General features: G+C 72.4%; 22 protein-coding genes and 1 pseudogene. 10 read left to right on the top strand and 13 right to left on the bottom strand.

The features are described 5' to 3' along the window. Positions 1-74 precede the first annotated feature (74 nt). The 8 genes from R7226_RS27255 to R7226_RS27220 form a co-directional block, all read right to left on the bottom strand. Positions 75-803 carry an MBL fold metallo-hydrolase gene (locus R7226_RS27255; protein ID WP_318600549.1) on the bottom strand — a complete coding sequence of 243 codons (729 nt, stop codon included), beginning with the start codon at positions 801-803 and terminating at the stop codon, positions 75-77. Between the two features lie 100 nt (positions 804-903). Then, positions 904-1,086 carry a hypothetical protein gene (locus R7226_RS27250; RefSeq protein ID WP_318600548.1) on the bottom strand — a complete coding sequence of 61 codons (183 nt, stop codon included), beginning with the start codon at positions 1,084-1,086 and terminating at the stop codon, positions 904-906. Further along, positions 1,083-1,937: a rhomboid family intramembrane serine protease gene (locus R7226_RS27245; protein WP_318600547.1), complete on the bottom strand. Its 855-nt coding sequence runs from the start codon at positions 1,935-1,937 to the stop codon at positions 1,083-1,085. The genes R7226_RS27250 and R7226_RS27245 overlap by 4 nt, the downstream gene beginning before the upstream one ends. Positions 1,938-2,027: 90 nt before the next feature. After that, positions 2,028-3,008 (bottom strand): lipoyl synthase, encoded by a 981-nt coding sequence (lipA, locus tag R7226_RS27240; protein WP_318600546.1) that lies wholly within the window; start codon positions 3,006-3,008, stop codon positions 2,028-2,030. A 7-nt stretch (positions 3,009-3,015) separates the two neighbouring features. Then, the gene (gene lipB, locus R7226_RS27235) at positions 3,016-3,813 is read right to left on the bottom strand and encodes a lipoyl(octanoyl) transferase LipB (RefSeq protein WP_318600545.1); all 798 of its coding nucleotides are present in this window, start codon (positions 3,811-3,813) and stop codon (positions 3,016-3,018) included. Then, positions 3,813-4,985, bottom strand: coding sequence for a dihydrolipoamide acetyltransferase family protein (locus R7226_RS27230; protein ID WP_318600544.1), 1,173 nt, complete (start codon positions 4,983-4,985; stop codon positions 3,813-3,815). Before R7226_RS27230 ends, lipB begins: the two co-directional genes overlap by 1 nt. Further along, positions 4,966-5,937 (bottom strand): alpha-ketoacid dehydrogenase subunit beta, encoded by a 972-nt coding sequence (locus tag R7226_RS27225; RefSeq protein WP_318600543.1) that lies wholly within the window; start codon positions 5,935-5,937, stop codon positions 4,966-4,968. The genes R7226_RS27230 and R7226_RS27225 overlap by 20 nt, the downstream gene beginning before the upstream one ends. A 1-nt stretch (position 5,938) precedes the next feature. Further along, positions 5,939-7,030 carry a thiamine pyrophosphate-dependent dehydrogenase E1 component subunit alpha gene (locus R7226_RS27220; protein WP_318600542.1) on the bottom strand — a complete coding sequence of 364 codons (1,092 nt, stop codon included), beginning with the start codon at positions 7,028-7,030 and terminating at the stop codon, positions 5,939-5,941. A gap of 232 nt (positions 7,031-7,262) precedes the next feature. Here R7226_RS27220 and R7226_RS27215 point away from each other — a divergent pair, with 232 nt between their 5' ends. The 3 genes from R7226_RS27215 to R7226_RS27205 are packed head-to-tail and all read left to right on the top strand — an operon-like array spanning position 7,263 to position 9,624. Beyond that, positions 7,263-7,892: a carbonic anhydrase gene (locus tag R7226_RS27215; protein ID WP_318600541.1), complete on the top strand. Its 630-nt coding sequence runs from the start codon at positions 7,263-7,265 to the stop codon at positions 7,890-7,892. A 53-nt stretch (positions 7,893-7,945) separates the two neighbouring features. Further along, positions 7,946-8,542 (top strand): hypothetical protein, encoded by a 597-nt coding sequence (locus R7226_RS27210; protein WP_318600540.1) that lies wholly within the window; start codon positions 7,946-7,948, stop codon positions 8,540-8,542. A 41-nt stretch (positions 8,543-8,583) separates the two neighbouring features. Beyond that, positions 8,584-9,624 (top strand): NAD(P)-dependent alcohol dehydrogenase, encoded by a 1,041-nt coding sequence (locus tag R7226_RS27205; RefSeq protein ID WP_318600539.1) that lies wholly within the window; start codon positions 8,584-8,586, stop codon positions 9,622-9,624. Between the two features lie 2 nt (positions 9,625-9,626). On the opposite strand, the gene R7226_RS27200 is transcribed toward R7226_RS27205, so the two are convergent. Further along, positions 9,627-10,169, bottom strand: coding sequence for a GNAT family N-acetyltransferase (locus R7226_RS27200; RefSeq protein ID WP_318600538.1), 543 nt, complete (start codon positions 10,167-10,169; stop codon positions 9,627-9,629). A 119-nt stretch (positions 10,170-10,288) separates the two neighbouring features. Here R7226_RS27200 and R7226_RS27195 point away from each other — a divergent pair, with 119 nt between their 5' ends. Then, positions 10,289-11,092 (top strand): VOC family protein, encoded by an 804-nt coding sequence (locus R7226_RS27195; RefSeq protein ID WP_318600537.1) that lies wholly within the window; start codon positions 10,289-10,291, stop codon positions 11,090-11,092. Here R7226_RS27195 and R7226_RS27190 read toward each other — a convergent pair. Further along, complete coding sequence (locus R7226_RS27190; protein ID WP_318600536.1) at positions 11,037-11,930, bottom strand: YhjD/YihY/BrkB family envelope integrity protein; 894 nt, start codon at positions 11,928-11,930, stop codon at positions 11,037-11,039. The two genes, R7226_RS27195 and R7226_RS27190, sit on opposite strands and share 56 nt — an antisense overlap. Then, positions 11,927-13,036 carry a hypothetical protein gene (locus R7226_RS27185; RefSeq protein ID WP_318600535.1) on the bottom strand — a complete coding sequence of 370 codons (1,110 nt, stop codon included), beginning with the start codon at positions 13,034-13,036 and terminating at the stop codon, positions 11,927-11,929. The genes R7226_RS27190 and R7226_RS27185 overlap by 4 nt, the downstream gene beginning before the upstream one ends. A 109-nt stretch (positions 13,037-13,145) precedes the next feature. Between R7226_RS27185 and R7226_RS27180 the strand changes: the two genes are divergently transcribed. Both R7226_RS27180 and R7226_RS27175 read left to right on the top strand, forming a co-directional pair. Continuing rightward, positions 13,146-13,463, top strand: a complete 318-nt coding sequence (locus R7226_RS27180; RefSeq protein ID WP_318600534.1) for an SHOCT domain-containing protein — start codon at positions 13,146-13,148, stop codon at positions 13,461-13,463. Between the two features lie 12 nt (positions 13,464-13,475). Further along, positions 13,476-13,937 carry a DUF6325 family protein gene (locus R7226_RS27175; protein ID WP_318600533.1) on the top strand — a complete coding sequence of 154 codons (462 nt, stop codon included), beginning with the start codon at positions 13,476-13,478 and terminating at the stop codon, positions 13,935-13,937. Here R7226_RS27175 and R7226_RS27170 read toward each other — a convergent pair. Next, positions 13,934-14,578, bottom strand: coding sequence for a TetR/AcrR family transcriptional regulator (locus tag R7226_RS27170; protein WP_318600532.1), 645 nt, complete (start codon positions 14,576-14,578; stop codon positions 13,934-13,936). The genes R7226_RS27175 and R7226_RS27170 overlap by 4 nt on opposite strands. A gap of 133 nt (positions 14,579-14,711) precedes the next feature. On the opposite strand from R7226_RS27170, the gene R7226_RS27165 reads away from it, so the two are divergent. Then, the gene (locus tag R7226_RS27165; RefSeq protein WP_318600531.1) at positions 14,712-15,203 is read left to right on the top strand and encodes a DUF1269 domain-containing protein; all 492 of its coding nucleotides are present in this window, start codon (positions 14,712-14,714) and stop codon (positions 15,201-15,203) included. Between the two features lie 21 nt (positions 15,204-15,224). Here R7226_RS27165 and R7226_RS27160 read toward each other — a convergent pair whose 3' ends face one another. Further along, entirely contained in the window at positions 15,225-15,884 is a 660-nt protein-coding gene (locus R7226_RS27160; protein ID WP_318600530.1) for a potassium channel family protein, read from the bottom strand. Positions 15,885-15,937: 53 nt separating this feature from the next. Here R7226_RS27160 and R7226_RS27155 point away from each other — a divergent pair, with 53 nt between their 5' ends. The 3 genes and pseudogenes from R7226_RS27155 to R7226_RS27145 form a co-directional block, all read left to right on the top strand. Further along, positions 15,938-17,497: a DHA2 family efflux MFS transporter permease subunit gene (locus R7226_RS27155; RefSeq protein WP_318600529.1), complete on the top strand. Its 1,560-nt coding sequence runs from the start codon at positions 15,938-15,940 to the stop codon at positions 17,495-17,497. Positions 17,498-17,551: 54 nt separating this feature from the next. Beyond that, a complete protein-coding gene (locus tag R7226_RS27150) occupies positions 17,552-18,148 on the top strand; it encodes an RNA polymerase sigma factor (RefSeq protein ID WP_318600528.1) in 597 nt (198 codons plus the stop codon). Next, positions 18,145-18,918 (top strand): annotated as a pseudogene (locus tag R7226_RS27145) (hypothetical protein); the annotation flags it as partial. The gene R7226_RS27150 and the pseudogene R7226_RS27145, both read left to right, overlap by 4 nt.

Genomic DNA, 18,918 nt, shown 5'->3' with positions numbered 1-18,918 from the left:
GCCGAGGCCGCCGGCGACGGCGAGCGCGGCGGCCGCGTCGACGACGGCACCAGGGGTGAGGCCGGCGCGCGCCATCAGGCCGCGACGCGGGCCGCGCCCACGCCCCTCGACGAACGCGCCGCCTTCGCGATCGCGGCGTCGATCGCGGCGGCCGGCGCCGGCACGACGCGGCCGTGGCCGGGCGCCAGCGCGCTCGGCTCGAGCGCGCGCAGCGCCCGTGCGCTCTCCAGCGCCCGCGCCGGATCCCAGGTCGCGAGCGCGACGAGCGGAAAGCGCCAGTTGATCGTGCCCGCGACGGTCACGCCGGCGACGGTCGAGAAGGCGTCGCCGCTGATCAGCGCGCGGTCGCGCGTGTCGAGCAGCGCGACCTGGCCGGGCGTGTGGCCGGGCGCGGCGACGACCTCGAGGCTGCCGATGCGGTCGCCCGGCGCCAGCAGCGTGTCGGGGCGGGTGTCGACCTTCGGCCAGCCGCCTCTGAGCTTGCGCGTCCCCTCGCCGGGGTCGAGCGCTCTGTCGCCGTTCACGATCCGCCAGTCACGGGCCGGCGCGAGCACCTCCACCGAGGCGCCGAGCTGCTCGCGCAGCGCGTCGAGCGAACCGGCGTGGTCGCTGTGGCCGTGCGTCAGCACGATCCGCCGGATCGGCGCGCCGGCGTCGGCGGCCGCCTGGACCAGCGCGCCGGCGCTGCCCGAGGCCATCGTGTCGACGAGCGTGAAGCCGTCCTGCTCACGCACGAGGTAGGCGTTCATCAGGCCGAAGCGGGTCAGCTGCGTGATCTGGTCGGTGACTGCGGTGGCGCGCATGGGAGCTCCTGCGAGAGAAAACTAATGTACTTAGGATAATACCTAAGGCCATTAGGTTGTCAACCGCGCCCGCGCGCCACCGGGCGCAGCCAACCTGCAGCTATCTCCGTCGCGGCGGTTGCGCCATCGCTCCGATCACCCCGACGCCGAGGATCACGACGATCGGCAGCGACACCAGGCCCATCAACGTGATGCCGTTGACGATCAGGTCGCGCACCGTGAAGAACGCGAGCGCCGCTATCAGCAGCAGCGACACTCCGAGGATGACGTTTCTGGCGTTCACGCCGACTGCACCTCTCCGACCCGGGGTGGGACCTGCTTGCGCCGTTGCGCGAACAGCTTGATCGCAAGCAGGCCGAAGGCGAAGCCGCCGACGTGCGCGAAGTATGCGACGCCGCCGCCCTCGCCGGCGACGTCACCGAGCGAGAAGGCGCCGACGAGCGCCTGCTCGGCGAACCAGATCCCCAGCATCAGCCAGGCCGGCAGCTCGACGAGCGTGAACAGCAGCACGATGAAGACGACGGTCACGACGCGGGCGCGCGGATACATCAGGATGTAGCCGCCGAGCACCGCCGCGATCGCGCCTGAGGCGCCGACCGTCGGCACCGTCGAGTTCGGCTCGACGAGCACCTGCAGGCCGATCGCCGCCAACCCGCCGAGCAGGTAGAAGAGCACGTACCGCCAGCGCGACATCGAGTCCTCGACGTTGCCGCCGAAGATCCACAGGAACAGCATGTTGCCGAGCAGGTGGAGGATCCCGCCGTGCAGGAACATCGAGGTGACGAGCGTCAGCCAGACGTTGCCGCGGCCGTCGTCGTCGACCTCCCGCACCGTCGCGCTGCCGCCGCCCTGCAGCTCGACCTGCTCGCCCTCGCAGACGACGGCGCCGCCGGTCTCCAGCTGCGCGCCGCCCTCCAGCAGCGCGCTCGTCCCGCACTGCTCCGAGGGATGCGTCACCTGGTAGGGGATCGCGCCGAAGTCGACGACCTCCTTGTCGCGCGGCCCGCTCGTGATCCCGCCGTGCTGGAGGAAGAAGTACACGAAGACGTTCGCCACGATCAGCAGGATCGTGACGATCGGGAGACGATCGGTCGGGAGGTTGTCGCGGAGAGGAAACGTGCGAGTGCCTCGCATTGGAAGTTCCACGAGGTCGCGCTCAGATGCGCAGCGCTCGTGGGAACTTCCGTCGAGATGGGCGGCAGCCGTGCCGCCGTCGGCAGGCTACTACGCGGCGAGCGGCCCGGTGCCGGGCAGTTCCTGCGGGACGTGCTGGTCGGCGTGGTACGAGGAGCGCACGAGCGGACCGGCCGCGATGTGGTCGAAGCCGAGCGCGTACGCGGCCTCCTCCAGCGCCTTGAACTCGTCCGGATGCCAGTAGCGCACGACCGGCAGGTGGCGCTCGGTCGGGCGCAGGTACTGGCCGACCGTCAGCACCTGCACGTGGTGCTCGCGCAGGATCGCGAAGGTCTCGACCATCTCCTCGTGCGTCTCGCCGAGGCCGACCATCAGGCCGGACTTCGTCGTCACCTCGTCGCCGCCCATCAGCTTCGCGTTCTTCAGCACGCGCGCCGAGCGCAGGAACTCCGAGCCGCGGCGCGCGACCGGGTACAGCCGCGGCACGACCTCGCAGTTGTGGTTGAAGACGTCGGGGCGCTCGGCGATCACCTTCGCCAGCGGCATCTCCTGGCCGCGGAAGTCGGGCGTCAGCACCTCGACCTTGCACTGCGGCGCCTGCATGCGGATCGAGCGGATCGTGCCGACGAAGGCGGAGGCGCCGTAGTCGGGCAGGTCGTCGCGGTCGACGGAGGTGATGACGGCGTGGCGCAGCCCCATCTTCGCGACCGAGCGCGCGACGCGGGCCGGCTCGAGCGGATCGTTCCAGGTCGGCTTGCCGGTGTTGACGTTGCAGAAGCCGCAGCGGCGGGTGCAGGTGTCGCCGAGGATCATGAACGTCGCGGTGCCGCGCTCCCAGCACTCGCCGACGTTCGGGCAGGCCGCCTCGACACACACGGTGTTGAGGTTCTCCGCCTTGATCATTCTCGTCAGCTCGCGGTGCTTGGGACCGCCCGGCGGCGGCACCTTGAACCACGACGGCTTGCGCTCGCGGAACGGGCGCACGTCGGGCCCGAGCACCTTCAGCACGTCCATCCCGCCGGGGTTCGCGCGCGAACGGGTCTGATGCTTGCGAGGCTCCGTGACGCTCATCTCGTCCTCACGATATCGGGCCGGCGACCGCGACCGGCTCGTCGGGATCGGTCAGCTCGACCCCGAGCGCCTCGAACGGCACCTCGGAGAGCTTGCGCTCGAAGCGCTCGGCGAACCGTCTGACGACGTGGCCGGAGAAGCGCTCCAGCGTCTCCGACGGCGGCCGCTCCAACGCGAGCGGCTCGTTCGCCGGCGGGCGCGTCAGCGCCGTCTCGCCGCGCTCGTCGGCGATCGACGTCATCCGCACGCCGGGCAGGCCGCAGGCGGTCACCCACTCCCATGGCCGCATGTCGTTGTCGACGTTGGCGGCGAAGCCGTGCGTCGAGACGTGGTGGGCGACGTGGACGCCGACGGAGGCGAGCTTGCGCTCTCCGTCGACCCACACGCCCATGTACGCCGGGCCGTCCTCGGGCCGCGAGTGGGCGGCGATCCCCTCGTCGGCGAGCGCGGCGACGAGCACGTCCTCGAGCGCCTGCACGTGTGAGACGACGTCCTTGATCCGCACGATCGGATAGCCGACCAGCTGGCCGGGACCGTGGTAGGTCAGCAGCCCTCCGCGCGGGACGGTGACGATCTCGATCCCCTGCTCGGCGTACCACTCGGGTCTGAAGGCGAGTTCGTCGGCGTCTCTGGAGCGGCGCCCGCGCGTGTAGACGGGCGGGTGCTCCAGCAGCAGCAGCACGTCGGGCAGCTCGCCCTCCTGGCGCTTGACGCGCAGCTGCTCCTGCAGCTCCAGCGCCTGCGCGTAGGGGACGGCGCCGAGTCTGACGACCCACGCCGTCTCCTTGACCGGTCTGTGGCCCATCAATGCTCCCAGCGTTCGAGCCGGCGTCTGATCGCGGCGAGGAACTGTGCGGCCTGCACGCCGTCGAGCGCGCGGTGGTCCCACGAGAGGCCGAGGATCGTCTGCGGGCGGATCGAGATCATGTCGTTGCCGTCATCGTCGGTGACAACGATAGGGCGCTTGACGATCGCCTCCAGATCGAGGATCGCGACCTGCGGCTGGTTGATCACCGGCGTCGCCATGATCGCGCCGTGCTGACCGGGGTTGGTGATCGTGAAGGTGCCGCCGTGGACCTCGTCGGGCTGGAGGCGGTTGGCGCGGGCGCGCTGGGCCAGATCCCTGATGCGCGCGGCGAGGCCCTCGGCCGACAGCTCCTGCGCGTCGCGCACGACCGGCACGATCAGGCCGCCCTCGCGGCCGAGGCTGACGGCGATCCCGAGGTGGATCCGTCTGTGCTGCTCGTAGCGCTCGCCGTCGAGCGTCGCGTTCAGCGCCGGGAAGTCGAGCAGCGTCTCGACGGTCGCGCGCGCGACGATCGGCAGCGCGGTGATGCCGATCAGGTCGCCTATCCGCGCCTGCTTGCGGGCCGCCTCGACGCGGCCCATGTCGACCTCCATCCAGGTCGTGCAGGTGGCGGCCGTCTCCAGCGAGCGCTTCATGTGCGCGCCGATCTGCCTGCGCATGCGCGAGAGGGTGGCGCCGTCGTCCGGAGTCTCCTCGGGTATGTAGGGAGACTCGATGTGCAGCGGCGCTTCCGCTGCTGGCGCATCTCTGATCGCGGCCAGCACGTCCTGCTTGCGGACGCGGCCGTCGCGGCCGGTCCCGACGACCTGCGCGAGGTCGATCTTGTGCTCGGCCGCGATGCGGCTGACGACGGGCGAGTAGTGGCGTTCGCCGTTGGCCGGTGGGGCCGGCGCTACGGCCGCCTCACCGGTCGCGATCCGCGCCATCACCGTCCCGACCTCGACCGTCTCGCCGACCTGCACGACGATCTCGTGCAGCACGCCGCTGGCGGGCGCCGGCAGCTCGGTGTCGATCTTGTCGGTCGTGATCTCGCAGATCGTCTCCTCGGCGACGACCGGGTCGCCGACCGACAGCTTCCACTCGACGACGGTGCCCTCGGCGACCGAGACGCCCATCTGCGGCATCGCGACGTCGACGAGCGTCGCCGGCTCAGTACGCGAGGAGGTCACGACACGCCTCCTTCACGCGGTCGACGCCGGGCAGCACGGCCTGCTCCAACGGCGGCGAGAAGGGGATCGGCACGTCCGGCGTGGCGACGCGCACGACCGGCCCGTCGAGGTCCTCGAAGCCCTTCTCGGCGATCAGCGCCGCGACCTGGGCGCCGGCGGCGCAGGTGGCGTTGGCCTCGTCGAGCACGACGACCTTCGAGCACTTGCGCACCGACGCGAGGATCGCCTCCTCGTCCAACGGCACGAGCGAGCGCAGGTCGAGCACCTCGACCGAGGCGCCGTCGAGCTGCTCGGGCGTCGTCGCCGCAAGCGCCGTGTGGACCATCGCGCCGTACGCGATCACGACCAGCTCGTCGCCAGCGCGCGCGACGCGCGCGCTGAAGTCGGTCTCGTAGACGCCCTCGGGCACCTCGCCTCTGATGCGCCGGTAGAGGTTCTTGTGCTCCAGGTAGATGACCGGGTTGGGGTCGCGGATCCCCTTGATCAGGAGGCCCTTCGCGTCCTCCGGCGTGCTCGGCGCGACCACCTTCAGGCCAGGCGCGTGCATGAACCAGGCCTCCGGGTTCTGCGAGTGGAAGGGGCCGCCGGAGAAGCCGCCGCCGCTCGGCAGCCGCACCGTGATCGGGACCGCGAGCCCCTGGCGGTAGTGCATCTTGCCCGCGACGTTGACGAGCTGGTCAAAGCCGCAGGCGACGAAGTCGGAGAACTGCATCTCGCAGACCGGCCGCATCCCGACGACGGCGGCGCCGACGGCGGTGCCGACGATCCCCGACTCGGCCAGCGGCGTGTCCATCACGCGCGTCGCGCCGAACTCGTCGATGAAGCCGTCGGTGACCTTGAACGCGCCGCCGAAGGTGCCGATGTCCTCGCCCATCAGGAAGACGCGCTCGTCGGCTCGCATCTCCTCGCGCAGCCCGTCGGAGATCGCCTGCAGATATGTCAGTTCGGCCATCTCACGCCTCCTGCGCGAGCGCCGTCGCGTCCGCGGCCGCGAACCCGCTCCACGGCGCGCGGCCGTCGCCGAGCGGGACGGCCTCGTCGGCAAAGATCCCTTCCAGCGCTGTCTCCGGCGAGGGCATCGGCGCGGCCAGCGCGCGCTCGGTCGCGGCGTCGATCTCCGCCTGCACCTCGGCGCGCAGCGCGGCCGCGTCGAACGGCTCCGTCAGCGCGGACAGCCGCCGCTCCTGCAGGTCGATCGGGTCGCGCTCGCGCCAGGCGGCGAGCTGCTCCGGCGGCACGTAGCGCATGTCGTCGTGGGCGGCGTGGCCGTGCATCCGCATCGTGACCGCCTCGATCAACGTCGGGCCGCCGCCGGCGACCGCCCGCTCGCGCGCCGCGCGCGTCGCCTCGAACATCGCTTCGGGGTCGTTGCCGTCGACCGTCTCGCCGGCCATCCCGTACGCCCTCGCCCGCTCGACCGGGTCGACGGCGAACTGGAGCGCGGTCGGCGTCGAGTAGGCGTACTGGTTGTTCTCCAGCACGAAGATCACGGGCAGGCGTTGCACGGCCGCCCAGTTGAGCGCCTCGTGGAAGTCGCCGCGGGAGGTCGAGCCGTCGCCGAAGAAGGTCAGCGCGGCGCGCGCCTCCCCGCGCAGCTTGAACGCCATCGCCATGCCGGTCGCGACGAGCATCATGTCGGGCAGCATCGAGACCATCCCGACGAGGCCGCGCTCCTTGTCGCCGAAGTGGACGTTGCCGTCGCGGCCTCTCGTGATGCCGGTCGCGCGGCCCATGTACTGCGCGAGTATTCGCTCCGGCTCGGTGCCGCGCACGACGTGAGCGGCGAGATCGCGATGGAGCGCGCAGATGCGGTCCTCGGCCGCCATCGCGAAGGTGGCGCCGGTCGACACCGCCTCCTGGCCGTATCCGTCGTAGAAGGAACCGGGGACTCTGCCCTGGCGGTAGAGGTTCATCGCACGCTGCTCGATGCCGCGCATCAGCAACATCGTGCGGAGCAGCTCGACCCGGTCTGCGCGGGTCAGGTGGACCGGTACGTCAGGAACCTCTTCGGCCGCTGCTGCCGGTCGCGCGGTCTGCGTCGCCATCCTGCCTCACCCTTTCGATTCGTGAACCGGAGCGGGATCTCCGTCCGACCCTCTACGTGCTCTTCCGGGATCTCCGACCAAGCACGACCACAGGGGACACATCGCCCTTGAGGCTACTCCTCCGCGGACCCCCCGACCGGGTGGGTGAGGTCGCGTTCGTCGGAACGTCACGTATCGGACATCTCGCCGACCGAGGTCGTTGCGGGACGCGAGCGCCTAGCATCCAGCCTCGATGAGAAACCTGCTCGCCGGTATCCACGACTTCCAGCGCGAGGGCTTCCGCAGCCAGCGGACGCTGATGGAGCGGCTCGCCGTCGAAGGGCAGAGACCGCAGATCGCGCTCGTCTGCTGCTCCGATTCGCGCGTGCTGCCGGAGATGTTCACGCAGGCCGCGCCCGGCGACATCTTCCTCGTCCGCAACGCCGGCAACATCGTGCCGGCCAGCGGCGGCGACGCGCCCGGCGAGGCGGCGTCGCTGGAGTTCGCCGTCGAGGTGCTCGGCGTGCGTGACGTCGTCGTCTGCGGCCACACGCACTGCGGCGCCGTCGAGGCGATCCTCAACCCGCACACGCTCGCCGGCCTGCCGACCTTGGAGCGCTGGCTGCTCAGCTCGCAGGAGACCGGGCGGATCGTGAGAGAGCGCTACGCGCATCTCAGCAGAGACAGACTGATGCCGGTCGCCGTCGCGGAGCACGTGCTCGTGCAGCTCGAGCACCTGCGCACGCTGCCGTTCATCGCGCGGCGGCTGCAGGAGCCCGACTTCGCGATCCACGGCTGGGTCTACGACATCAGAACCGGCGAGGTCGTCGTCTACGACGTCGACGCGGGCCGCTTCGTCCCGCTCGACCCCGACGCCGACTGAGCGACCGGCGCGGGCCCGCTGCCCGCGCGCCGGCCGACGCGTACGCTGATCCGATGGAGCGCGTGTGGTCCTCCCGCCTGCGCTGGCGTCTGCGCGGCGCGTGGCTGGCGCCGCTCGTCGCCGTGCTCGTCGTCGTCGACGGCCTGCTGCTGACGCGGCTGCCGATAGCGGGCGAGGGGCCGGACCTCGTCGGCGGCCTGCTGCTGGCCGCCTTCCTCAACCTCGTCGCGGTCGCGGCGCTGGCGCCGATCGGCGGCCTGGTCGTGCGCACGGCGCGGCCGGACCTGCCCGGCTTCGTCGCGCGTGACCGCGTCGGCGTCGTGCTGGTGCTGCTGTTGGCGGCCGGGCTGCTGGGCGCGGGGCTCGTCCACCGCGAGGAGCTGGAGCGCAACCACGCGGCGCAGGCGGACGCGCTGGAGCGCGGACGCGCCTGGATCGGCGCGCGGGACGATCGGCGCGCCGACCAGTTCCGCCGCCACGTCGAGCTGGCCGACGTCGTCCCGATCGTCGACGGCAGCGTCTACCGCGTCTGCGTCCCGTCGCTGCGCGACGCCGACAGCGCCTACTGCGCGGTCGTCGACCTCGACCGCGAGGCGATCAGATACGCCGGCGCCGAGCCGAACGCGCACTTCAGCACCGGCACGCGCTGACGCTCGTTTGGCGCGCGCCGCCCCGGGGGGAGACGAACCCCATGCGCGCACTCCGTCTGAACGCCTGGGGCGAGCCGCCGTCGCTCGTCGAGCTGCCGACACCGGAGCCCGGCCCCGGCGAGGTCCTGCTGAAGATCGCCGGCGCCGGCGCCTGCCACTCCGACATCCACCTGATGGACTGGTCGGCAGAGCAGGCGCCCCCGGCGATCGCGCCGCCGTTCACGCTCGGCCACGAGAACACCGGCACGATCGCGGCGCTCGGCGCCGGCGTCAGCGGTTGGGAGATCGGTGACCCGGTCGCCGTCTACGGGCCGTGGGGCTGCGGCCGCTGCCGTCCCTGCCGGCTGTCGGCCGAGAACCTCTGCGAGCGGACCGGAGAGCTGGGCGGGATGGGCGGCGGGCTCGGCTTCGACGGCGGGATGGCCGACTACGAGCTGGTCCCCGACCAGCGTCTGCTGGTCCCGCTCGGGGATCTCGACCCGATCGCCGCCGCGCCGCTGACCGACGCGGGGCTGACGCCCTACCACGCGATCAAGGCGGCGCTGCCGCTGCTGGTCCCGGGCTCGACCGCGGTCGTGATCGGCGTCGGCGGGCTCGGCCACATGGCCGTCCAGATCGTCGGCGAGCTGAGCCCGGCGCGGATCGTCGCCGTCGACACCTCCGAGCAGAAGCTCGACCACGCGCGCAGACTCGGCGCTGAGGAGGCACTGCTGTCGGGCCCTGAGACGGCGGCGCGGATCCGCGAGCTGACGGGCGGGATCGGCGCCGAGCTGGTCGTCGACCTCGTCGGCGCGCAGCCGACCGTCGAGCTGGCGGCGGCGGTCGTGCGCAGCGGCGGCCACGTCTCGGTCGTCGGGATCGCCGGCGGCACGGTGCCGGTCGGCAACGGCACGGTCCCGTTCGACGCGACCTTCACCGGCCCGTACTGGGGCAGCGCGGTCGAGCTGCGCGAGGTGCTGGCGCTGGCCGCCGCCGGCCGGCTCAGAGCGGATGTCGAGACGTTCCCGCTCGAACAGGCGATGACGGCCTACGAGAAGATGCGCGCCGGCGCGCTCGTCGGGCGCGCCGTCATCACGCCGTAGCGTCAGGCGGCCGGTGGCGCCGGCTCGGTCGGCGCCGCGCCGTCGGCCTCGTCCTGCGGCGCGAGCTGCAGCCGCCACCAGCCGACGTCGCGCCAGGCGCCGGCCTTCCAGCCGATCGCTCTCCAGACGCCGACCGGCTCGAAGCCGAACGACTCGTGCAGGCCGACGCTGCCGGCGTTGGGCAGCGTGATGCCGGCGCCGAGCACGCGGATCCCCTGCGCCCGCAGGCGCGTGAACAACTCCGTGTACAGCTCGCGGCCGACGCCGCTGCGGTGGAAGTCGGCGTGCACGTAGACCGACACGTCGGCGGCCCAGCGGTAGGCGGCGCGCACGCGGTGGGGGCCGGCGTAGGCGTAGCCGGCGACGCGGCCGTCGCGCTCGCAGACGAGGAAGCCGTGGCTGCGCCCGAGCTGCTCGATCTGCGCGGCGAACGCGCTCGCGTCGGGCGGGACCTCTTCGAAGGAGGCGACCGAGTCGGTCACGTAGGGGGCGTAGATCGCGGCGCAGGCGGCGGCGTCGCGGGCGGGGTCGGCGAGACGGATCACCCGCTCAATCTGCCACAGATGATGGCGCCCGCGGGGTCATCTGTGGTTCCCCGCACCCATCGCTCGGGTTTAGGGTGCGCAGGAGGCGCCACGAACGATCCCCGGCAGGAGAGGCGAGCATGAGCGAACGGGACCACTACGAGCACGGGGTGCCGTGCTGGGTCGACCATGCGTCGGAGAACCCGCGGGCGGCGGCCGAGTTCTACAGCGGCCTGCTGGCGTGGGAGACCGAGGACGTGATGCCGCCCGAGGCTCCCGGCCGCTACTTCATGGCCCGTCTGCGCGGCCGCGACGTCGCCGCGCTCAGCTCGCAGCCGCTGGAGGGCGCGCCGCCCGCGTGGAACACCTACGTCGCCGTCGACGACGCCGACGCGGCGGCGGCGACCGCGAGCGAGGCCGGCGGCAACGTGCTCGCGGGGCCGTTCGACGTCTTCGACAGCGGCCGGATGGCGGTCCTCCAGGATCCCTCCGGCGCCGTCTTCTCGGTCTGGCAGGCGGCCAGACACATCGGCGCGGGGCTCGTCAACGAGCCGGGAGCGCTTGCCTGGAACGAGCTGACGACGCGCGACGTCGAGGGCTCGCAGGGCTTCTACGGCGCGCTCTTCGGCTGGCGCACCGGGCAGCTGGAGCTGGACGGCGGGCGCTACTTCACGTGGCATCTGCCGGGCGGCGACACCGGCGATCCGCAGACCTCGATCGGCGGCATGATGCCGATGGACGGCGACATCTGGCCGTCGGACCTGCCGCCGCACTGGATGACCTACTTCGCTGTCGAGGACGCCGACGAGGCCGCCGAGCGCACGCCCGAGCTGGGTGGGCTCGTCTCGATCGCGCCGTTCGACACGCCGGCCGGCCGCATCGTCGTCGTCAACGATCCGGTCGGCGCGGTGGTGTCGCTGCTGGAGCTGCCTCAGCCGGCGTAGGCGCCTGCTCCGGTGGCTTGTCGGTCTCGCCGCCGAGCACCGCGCCGACGGCGCCGCAGCAGACGAGCACGAAGCCGATCCCGACGAGCCACGAGACGATCGCGATCGCGATCCCGATCGAGCCGTAGCGATCGGCCGACTCGGCGATCGCGCCCGGCATGTAGATGACCGAGCCGATCGACAGCGCGGTCATCCCGATCGAGGTCAGCAGCGCGGTCGGCAGCAGCTGCCGCCACGACACGCGACCAGCGAGCAGGATGTACGGCGTGAAGAGCCACAGGAGCGCGCCGAAGCCGAGCGCGATGATCAGCGAGATCAGCGGGCCGGTCTGGTCGAGCAGCCAGGTGCGCACGCTGCCGAAGAGCGTGAACCAGACGACGATGATGCCGAGCCACTTGAGGCCCGCGACGGTGCCGAACCAGCCGCGCGGCTGCAGCCGCCACGACAGCTCGTAGAGCCGCTGCAGCCCACGCGTGAACGACAGCGCCGAGCCGAACAGCAGCAGCACGCCGAAGACCGAGATCGCGCCCTCGGTCGAGCCCGAGGCCGGCGCGAAGACCTGCTCGACCAGCTCGGCCGTCGCGCCGTCCAGCTCGAAGCGGTCGATCAGCGAGTCGGCGATCCCGTCGGCGCCGGGCGCGTAGGCGCCGATGATCACCAGCAGCGGCACGAGCGCGGTGAAGGCGAGCGAGCCGAGCGCGATCGCGCGGTCGACGAACTGGATGTGCACGACGCGGTCGACGCAGGCGCGCAGCAGCTCGATCGCCCGCACCGGCAGCGTGTGGCCGGCGATCGGCCGGCTGAGCCAGGCGAACGGGTCCTTCGGCAGGTCGCTCACGTGGCGCCCGGCTCCGCGGGCTCCGCGGCCCGCTCCCTGACGATCTGCGTTCGCAGCAGCCACACGCCGACGAGCAGCAGCACGCCGAAGATCACGATCGGCAGCGGCCGCCGCAGCACCTCCAGCGGCCCCCACGTGATCAGCACGAGGTAGATCAGCGCCGCGCCGCCGAGCACGGCGCCGGGCGTCGCCGCCAGTGCCGGTGCGACGTGGCCGCGCAGCCAGCTCGCGCGCGGCCCCGGCCCGGCCAGCCAGGCGCCGAACGCGGCGAACAGGCCGACGACGACCACGACGATCGCCAGCTCGGCGAGCAGCGTCGTCGCGATCCGCCAGACGGCTTCCGCCGTCGGCACGTACGGCCCGTCGGCGGCGACCGCGTCGACCAGCGCGTGCCCGGCGACGCGCCGCACGAGCAGCACGACCAGCCCGGCCGCCAGCAGCAGCACGCCGCTGCTCAGCAGCGCGCGGCGGCGGGCGCCGCGCGCGAGCCAGATCGCCAGCGCGTAGAGCGCGAGCGCGAGCACCCACGGCAGCCAACCGACGAGCTTCAGCAGGTCGCCGGCGGTGCGCAGCGTCTTCAGCTGATCGGGCTTCAGGATCACGATCCGCCCGCTCGGCGGGAGCTGCTCGATGCGCTCGCCGCTGAAGCCCGCCTCCTGCGCGATCGCGGTCGCCAGCGGCCGCAGGTCGAGCACGACGCCGCGGCCGGCGACCACGGTCCCGCCGCCGTCGACGAGGTCGACGAGCTGCTCGTGCGTGATGCGGTTCGCCTCGACCCACAGTCTCTGCACGCGCGGGGCGTCGAGCAGCCGCTCGGTCGCGCGCTGCGCCGCCTCCCGCACGAGCGCGCCGGCCTGCGGGGCGAGCGGCTGCAGCCGCGGCGGCAGCACCTCCTCCAGCACCGCGGTCGCGCGCGAGCCGTCGGCGACCGACGCCGCGATCGCGTCCGCGACCGGGTCGCGGATCGACTCCTCTCGCAGCAGCGCGGTGCTGGTCGACGTCCAGTCGTCGGTGTTGAGCAGCTGGCGGTCGGCCCACGTGCCCAGCAGCGCGACGACGGTCAGGATGGCGGCGAGCGCCAGGAGGATGCGGCTGATCAGCGGCATGAGCGCAACGCTATCCGGAGTGCTGCCGAATTTCGATAGCGCGGTTGTGAAGTGGGCGTTTGGCAAGGGATAATTTGCGCATCGCCAATTTCACGACTTGGAGAGTGGCATGTTCGTTCCCCGCCGGCGACCGCTGATGCGCGCCGCGATGATGGGCGGTGCCGGCTACATGGCCGGCAAGCGCGCGCAGCGCTCGAACTACCGCGAGGCAGACCAGGAGCAGCGGATCGCCGAGCTGGAGCAGCAGCAGGCCGTGCAGCAGCCGGCCCCGCCGCCCGCGCCGGCGCCCGTCACGGCGCCGACGGCCGCGCCCGCCGGCGGCGATCTCGTCGCCAAGCTCGGCGAGCTGAAGGGGCTGCTCGACGCCGGTGCGCTGACGCAGGCGGAGTTCGACGCCGCCAAGGCCAAAGTCCTGCAAGGCGCCTGAGAGGGGCTGGGAATGACATTGGGACCGATGCAGCTGGTCGTCTTCGGCTTCGACGGCGGCGAGCCGAGAGGCGAGGTGCTGGCTGAACTGCAGCGCCTCGCCGAGCACGACATCGTGCGGCTCGTCGACGTGCTCGCCGTGCGCAAGGCGCACGACGGCACCGTGCAGGTGCTGGAGCTGAGCGCGATCGACGACGCCGACGGCGAGCTGGGCAGCGTGCTCGCGACGCTGACCGGGCTGCAGGCCGAGGCCGACAGCGGTCAGCCGAGCCACGCCGAGCAGATCGAGGCCGCCGAGGAGGACGTCTGGTACGTCGCCGACGCGATCCCGCCGGGCAGCGCCGCGGCGATCGCGCTGCTGGAGCACCGCTGGGCGATCCCGCTGCGCGAGAGACTCCAGGGCCTCGGCGGGCGGATGCTGGCCGAGTCGTGGGTCCACCCGCTCGACCTCGAGGCGATCGGGCTGACGAGCTAGCGCTCGCCGGCCGGCGCCGCGCCGTCGGCGCTCGTCTCGCCGACGGCCGGCACGACCTCGCGCACGAGCGCCAGCAGGCCGCGCGTCATCAGCGCGTGCACCTGCGCGCGCGTCGCGCGGTCACCGCCGAGCCAGTCCGAGACCGCGACCTGCACGAGCCCGGTGTAGGCGCGCAGCACGAAGCGGACGTGGCCGGGGACCTCGGTCGTGCCGAAGTGGTTCGTCAGCATGCGATCGACGATCGCGTCGCGCACGTCGTCGACCAGCTGCGCGACCTCCGGCTCGCGGTCGAGCGCGGCGATCGAGGCGACCGCGTAGGAGATCTGGCGGTTCTCCTCCATGAAGCCGAGCCAGGCGTCGACGTTGCGCGCGACGGTCTCGTCGATCGGCAGGCCGAGGTCGGTGCGCGGCACCATGCTGCCGGCCTCGCCGAGCTGCTGCAGCACGGCCATGAAGAGGTCGCGCTTGCCGCCGAAGTAGTGCGTCACGAGCGCGCGCGAGACGCCGGCCTCCTCGGCGATCGCCGTGATCGAGACGACCTGGAAGGGGCGGGTCGAGAACAGCCGTCTGGCCGCGTCGACGATCTCGCCGCGGCGAACGTCGGGATCGAGACGGCTCCAGCGGGGCGACTCCGTGCTCACCGGCCAACCCTACTCGGGCGCGTGCACGATCACAGCCCTGAAGCTGCGCGAATGTGGCCGTCTCGCGAACCGCCGTTGACCTGCCGCGAACAGGTGCGTAGGTTCGGTCCATCCACCAAGAAAGGACCACACTATGGCGACGCTCACGGTCTGGAAGATCAACGACCCGCAAGGGGCTGAGCAGGCAGTCGGGAAGCTGGAGTCGTTGCAGTCGCAGGGCCTGATCAAGGTCCATGACGCCGCGATCGTGAGCTGGGAGGAAGGCAAGAAGAAGCCGAAGACCCGTCAGCTCCACAACCTCGCCGGCGCCGGTGCGCTCGGCGGTGCCTTCTGGGGCCTGCTGTTCGGCCTGATCTTCTTCATCCCGCTGCTCGGCCTCGCGGTCGGCGCGGCGGCCGGCGCGCTCGCCGGCTCGCTGACCGACGTCGGCATCGACGACAGATTCATCGCGCAGGCGCGCGACAGAATCACGCCGGGGACCTCGGCGCTGTTCCTGCTGACCTCGGACGCCGTGCTCGACAAGGTCGAGGCCGAGTTCGACCTCTCCAACGCCGAGCTGCTCTACACGAACCTCTCCGGCGAGGACGAGGCGAAGCTGCGCGAGACCTTCGCCGAGGAGGCGTAGGCCGCGACCGGTCCGCGATGCTCAGTCGGTTCTGCGGCGACGCAGGTTGCCGACGAGCATCGCGATCACCGTCACGAGGTAGATCTGCCCGACGAGCATCGCGATCACCGAGAGCGCGCGACCGTAGGCGGTCGCCGGCGTGAGGTCGCCGTAGCCGGTCGTCGTCATCGTCGTGAAGGCGAAGTAGACGTGCTGGCTCTGGGTGCCGTCGGTCCCCTGCGCGAAGAAGGTGCCGCTGTCGACCCGTGCGCCGACGTTCACCAGCAGCGCGATCAGCAGCCCGAACAGCAGGTAGACGGCGAGCGCGCCGGAGACCGCCCTGATCGTGACGCCCTGCGTGCGCAGCATGCGCGCGAGCCCGATGACCAGCTCGACGAGCGTGCCGCCGATCAGCACGACCCCGACCGCGGAGCCGATCCACGCGGCCAGCCCGTGCAGCGCGATCGCCAGCGCCACGCCGATCGCGACCAGCGCGGCGCCGCCCGCGACCATCCGCCGGATGACGACGCCGCCACGGCCGGTCGCGACGACGGTCAGCAGCATCGAGGTCATCAGCAGCAAACCGATCGCCCGGCTCAAAGGACGCTCGGGCGCGACGATGAAGAAGACGACGGCGACGATCGACAGCGCGAGCACGGCGCCATAGCGATAGGCGGCCTCTTGTCCGGATCTGGTGTGCATGCGGCGCACAGCATCGCGGGCAGGGCGGCGGCAGGGCAAACCGGAGAGGCGAGATGGGCAAGCTGAAGATCACCGAGGAGAACCGCCGCTGGTGGATCCTCATCACGATGACCGGGTCGCTGTCGATGATGCTGATCGACCAGACCGTCGTCTCCGTCGCGCTGCCGACGATGCAGCGCGACCTCGACCTGACGCCGACCGGCGTGCAGTGGGTCGTCAACGCGTACCTGCTCGCGATCGCCGTCTTCGTCGCGCTCGGCGGCCGCGCCGGCGACATCCTCGGCAACGTCAGGATCTTCCGCATCGGCGCGCTGCTGTTCGTCGCCTCCTCGGCGGCATGCGGCTTCGCCCAGTCGGAGACGTGGATCATCGTCGCGCGTGCGCTTCAGGGCACCGGCGCGGCGATGATGACGCCGGCCTCCGGGGCGATCGTGATCAACAGCTTCGGGCCCGGCGAGCGCGGCCGGGCGATGGGCGTCTACGCGGGCGTCTCGATGATCTTCCTCGCGCTCGGCCCGCTGATCGGCGGACTGCTCGTGCAGGGCGTCTCGTGGCGGGCCGTCTTCTTCGTCAACCTGCCGGTCGGGATCGCGATGCTGGCGCTGGCGCAGGTGACGATGCGCCCCGACAGACCGCAGGGTGGCAGAGTCGACTGGGTCGGCGCGCCGCTGATCGTCTTCGGCATCGGCGCGCTCGTGCTCGCGTTGATGCAGTCGCGCGCGTGGGGGTGGGGTTCGACGGCGGTGATCGGCCTGCTGGTCGCAGCGGCCGTGCTGATCCCGGCGACGATCGCGTGGGAGCTGCGTCAGCGTGAGCCGCTCGTGCAGCTGCGGCTGTTCGCCGGCCGCAACTTCCGTGGCGACAACGTCGTGCTGGCGGCGATCCAGTTCGCGATCACCGGCGTCTCGGTCTTCGGCGCGATCTGGGTCCAGGACGTGCTCGGCTTCGGCGCGATCGAGGCCGGCCTCTCGCTGCTGCCGATGACGATCCCACTGCTGGTGATCGCGCCCCGCATCGGGGTCGTCTACGACCGCATCGGCCCGCGTCTGCCGGTCGCCGCCGGCGCCGCCTGCGTCGCGGTCGCATTGATGTGGAACGCGCTCTGGATGAGAGAGCTGAGCTACGCCTGGATGGCGCCCGGCTACGTGCTGATGGGGGTCGGCCTCGGGCTCGCGATGAGCCCGGCCAACACCGACGCGATGAACGCCGCGCCGGTGCTGCTGCGCGGTCAGGCGTCGGGCGTGATCCAGACGGTGCGCCAGGTCGGCGCGACGCTCGGGATCGCGCTGATGGGCACGATCGTCGCCAACGTCCAGCTGTCGCAGGTCGAGGACGTGATCGCGCGCAACCAGATCCCGTCGGCGCAGGCGCACCAGCTGGAGGCGGCGCTCAACTCCGACGGCGGGGGCAGCGGCGCCGCGGCCGCCGGGAGGGTGCCGGAGACGATCGTCCACGAGCTGCGCGAGGCGGTCACCACTGCCGTCTCGACCGCCTACTGGGTCGCCGCGGCGCTGCTGCTGCTCGCCGCCGTGTTCGCGTACGCGACGCTGCGAAAGCAGCCGGCGGCCGACGCTGACCCCGACGGGGAGACCGCCTACGCGGCGGTCGGCTGACGCTTCGCACAGAAAGGCGGACCTCTGGGCGGTCCGCCGGCGTAGTGTCGGTGGATGGCGCCGACGACGACAGCCACCGCCGCGCTCGCGTCGACGCTCGTGCCGCCGCGCGAGGCGCGCGGGCGCGAGCGCTCCGACGGCGCGCTCGTCGCCGGCGCGCTCGCCGGTGAGCAGGCGGCGCTCGACGCGCTGTTCCAGCGCCACTGGCCGGCCGCCTACCGCGTCGCGCTGCTGATCGTCCACGACCATGCGGCCGCCGAGGACGTCGCGCAGGAGGCGTTCGTCGCGGCGGTGCGGCGACTGGAGCGGTTCGACCGCCGCCGCCCGTTCGCGCCGTGGCTGATGAAGATCGCGGCGAACCGCGCGATCGACTGGACGCGCTCGCGCGGCCGTCGCCAGGAGGTCTCGGCGCCGGAACCGCGCGACGACGGCGCCGTAGCGCCGCTCGCCCGCAACTGCTCCGAGGAGCTGCTCAGCGCCCTCGCCGCGCTCGCCCCGGAGCAGCGCGCCGTCGTCGTGCTGCGTCACCTGCTCGAGTGGACGCCCGGCGAGATCGCGCGGGCGCTGGAGCTGCCGCGCGGCACCGTCAACTCACGCTTGCGACGCGGCCTCGACGCGCTGCGACGGGCGCTGGAGGAGGAGCGGGGATGAAGGGACAGCGCGCGCCGCTCGACCCCGACCTCGTGCGGCGCATGCGCGAGGCCGCTCCGGCCGACCCTGCCGCGAGCGCACGCGCGCACGAGGCGGTGCGCTCGGCGCATGCCGCTCGCGAGCCGCTGGCGCGACCGCGCCGACCCCGGCGCATGGCCGTCGGCGCCGTGCTGGCGACCGCCCTGATCGCGCTGCTTGGCACGCTTGCGCTGAGCCCCGCCGGCGCGCGCGTCGGCAGCTGGATCGAGCGCGCGCTCGACCCGCCTCCGAGCCGCCCGACGGCGACGCTGCCGGCGCCGGGGCGGCTGCTGATCAGCGGTCTCAACGGCAGCTGGATCGTCGAGCACGACCTCGAAACGGTCCCGCTCGGCGAGTTCACCGAGGCGACGTGGTCGGCGAAGGGCAACTACGTGCTGCTCAACCGCGGCGACGCGATGTTCGCCCGCGACGATCGCGGGATGACGCACTGGATGCTCTCGCGGCCGGCGATCAGCCGCATCGCCTGGTCGCGTGGCGACGGCTACCGCGTCGCGTATCGCAGCGGCCGAGAGCTGCGGATCGTCGCCGGCGACGGCAGCGGCGACCGCTTGCTGGAGCGGCACGGAGCCGCGGTGACGCCGGCCTGGCGCCCCGGCCCGCCGCGCGAGCACGTGCTCGCCTACGCGCTGCCGCGCGGTCAGGTGAACGTGCGCGACGTCGACGCGCCCGCCGCGCTCGCTAGCGCCGTGTCCGCCGGCACCGCGCCCGCCGGCGCCGCGCCCGCCGGCGCC

Origin of the sequence: Conexibacter stalactiti (assembly GCF_033542075.1) — a bacterium.
Taxonomy (GTDB): domain Bacteria; phylum Actinomycetota; class Thermoleophilia; order Solirubrobacterales; family Solirubrobacteraceae; genus Conexibacter; species Conexibacter stalactiti.
This window is presented reverse-complemented; position numbering and strand designations above follow the sequence as displayed.